This window comes from Salipaludibacillus sp. CF4.18 (genome assembly GCF_051262595.1).
GTDB classification, from domain to species: Bacteria; Bacillota; Bacilli; order Bacillales; family Salisediminibacteriaceae; genus Salipaludibacillus; species Salipaludibacillus neizhouensis.
The window spans coordinates 1-2437 of sequence record NZ_JBIMEV010000121.1 but is presented as its reverse complement, the minus strand read 5'-3'; the positions used below and the strand labels follow the sequence as shown (position 1 = coordinate 2437).

Annotated in this window: 2 protein-coding genes; both read right to left on the bottom strand. The window is 41.5% G+C overall.

Translation table 11 applies throughout. The annotated features are described in order from the left end of the window. Nucleotides 1-59: 59 nt before the first annotated feature. Nucleotides 60-803, bottom strand: coding sequence for an IS21-like element helper ATPase IstB (gene istB / locus ACHABW_RS25585; RefSeq protein WP_435759846.1), 744 nt, complete (start codon nt 801-803; stop codon nt 60-62). Then, nucleotides 800-2314: an IS21 family transposase gene (gene istA / locus ACHABW_RS25580; protein ID WP_435759844.1), complete on the bottom strand. Its 1515-nt coding sequence runs from the start codon at nt 2312-2314 to the stop codon at nt 800-802. The genes istB and istA overlap by 4 nt, the downstream gene beginning before the upstream one ends. Nucleotides 2315-2437: the final 123 nt, after the last annotated feature.

Sequence of the window (2437 nt, the reverse complement as noted above, 5' to 3'; positions counted from 1 at the left end):
TGTAAATGTCAACCCAAAAGTTGACCACGTCGCTCATTTAAAAGTTGACCACCCTCTTGTTAGTACGAATAGGTTTCTTTGAGACGATAACTATCACCGTTCATTGAAAACAGGTGTGCCTTGTGAGTGATTCGATCTAACAAGGCGGCGGTCATTTGATCATCGTGAAAGACTTCATTCCATCGACTGAATTCTCGATTGCTTGTGATAATCATGCTCCCTCGTTCGTAACGTGCCGCAAAGAACTGAAACATTAATTCGGCTGCACGAGGATGATAGGGAATGTACCCGACTTCATCGATCAGCACGAGATCAGCGGCCATCCATTGTTTTTCGATTTGTAGAAGCCGTTTTTCATCTTGCGCTTCCATCAGTTCATTGGAAAGATGAGCAGCCGTATAATACCTAACGGTATGTCCTTGATCAACAGCGATATTCCCAAGTGCGATCATCAAATGACTCTTTCCAGTTCCTGAGTTTCCAACAAATAATACATTACGCTTCTCCTGAATATAAGATCCGTCGGCTATCTCTAGTATTCGCCGTTTAGGGACGAAGGGTGCTTCCTCGAAACGGAAAGAGGCAAGGTCTTTCTCCAGTGGGAATTGTGCTTTTTTTCTTAATGCAGCTTTCTTTTTTACTTCTCTTTCTGCTACTTCAATGGATAAAAGATGAAATAAAAATGTTTCATATCCGATCTGTTGTTCGTTGGCTTCCCTCACGTATGCATCTAGTTGAGCGCGTATTGTGGGGAGGCGCAGTCTCTTTAAGTAATCGTCCATTTGATAGTGATGGGCGGTCAATGGAGAACACTTCCCTTCTTGAGTAATTGGTCATATAAATCTAGTGATGGTGGCTTCACGTTGACTTTTGCTGTTCCATGATAGTGTAATGGATGAGGTTTCGTGATAGCTGGATGATGAACTTGATAGATAAATTGTTTCACTGCATCACACGTGAATAAGTGCTCATCCGTGCTCTGTTGAATAGCCACTTCAATCAAGTGAGCAGGAAATTCTCGGTGTAACTTTAATACACGAATCAACTCTTTGGCATGACCGTATTGTTTCAAAGTTTCTTGGTGAAACGCTTTATAAACAGCGGGGAGAGGTGTACTTTTCAGCGGTCGTGCATGCTCAATCGCACGCGGCTTACGTTCTAGTTCATCCAAGTAATGATCCAGTTCGAACACCTCTTGGTGTCGGTCATACGTTCGACTATGTGATGCGATCACTTGACTACCAATCAAGATGTCAATTTGATCAACATAGGCATATAGGAGAACATCTTTTCTTCCAGAGTAACGAGTAGGCACAGAATACATATTTGTTTCAAAGGTAACTAAAGACAAGGTATTCACTGTAACCTCTAGTTTTCGTCCACAAGTGTGTCTGTCAGGTAACGGTAATAGTTCTTTTTGTTCTTCTAGGAAACGCTCACCGACTGTTTCTTTTGAACGTGGAACAGAATGATTTTCATAACGATCACATTGTTCCAAAAGATAGGTATTAACTTCCTGTATACTAGTCACATTCGGTACGGGAACGAGAAATTGTGAACGTGAAGTCTGAACAAGCTTTTCAACTTGACCCTTTTCGTTCCCCTTGGCTGGGGCACAAAATTGTGCGTCAAACAGATAATGAGTTCGAAATTGAACAAACGATAGTTGTTCTTCTCGCTTGGTTCCTTCTAAGACTTTTTTAACAGCTGTTTTCATATTGTCATAGATGATTGTTTTCGGTACGCCACCAAAGTAGGAAAATGAATCCGCGTGCCCTTGAAACAATGCTTCTTGACGTTGATGAGGAAAGATTTTAAGAAAAATCTTTCGACTATACAGTAATCTCATGCAAAAAAGCATGACTTTCGTTCTTTTTCCATTTAGGTCTATAAAAGCTTCTCCCCAATCAAACTGAGCATATTCACCAAGTTCAAATTCCAACGGAATCGAGGAAGGCGGGGTGAGTTCTTGCCACTCTAGTCTAAGCTGACGTACGAATCTTCGGACAGTAGATTCTCCACCGGTAAAGTCATATTCATTCACCAGGCGCCGATAGATTTGAGCAGCTGTGTGACGCTGTTTCGCTGGCGCGTTGCGATCACTTTGTAGCCATTCCTTGATAATGGGAATGACCGGATTCAGTACTGGACTAACATAGGGGATCTTGCGAGTATAGGTTGGAATCTCTGAAGTTTCTAGTGCTTTGCGAATGGTTTGACGGGCATAACCGAAATCTTTTGCCAGCCGACGTATTGAAAGACCATCTTTAAAATGCAACTTTCTAATAAGTGCTTTATTAGCCATCTCTAACATTCCTTTTCCCCCAGTAACAAAATGTTGTCATTAACATTATGTTACTGGATTGAGTGTCAGGGTGGTCAACTTTTCCATTAGCGAATTGTGCTAATGTGGTCAACTTTTATTTTAGCGTTTACA

Bases quoted from the DNA above. Each gene is read 5' to 3' on its own strand.
- istA (WP_435759844.1), bottom strand. From the start codon at position 2,314: ATGTTAGAGATGGCTAATAAAGCACTTATTAGAAAGTTGCATTTTAAA.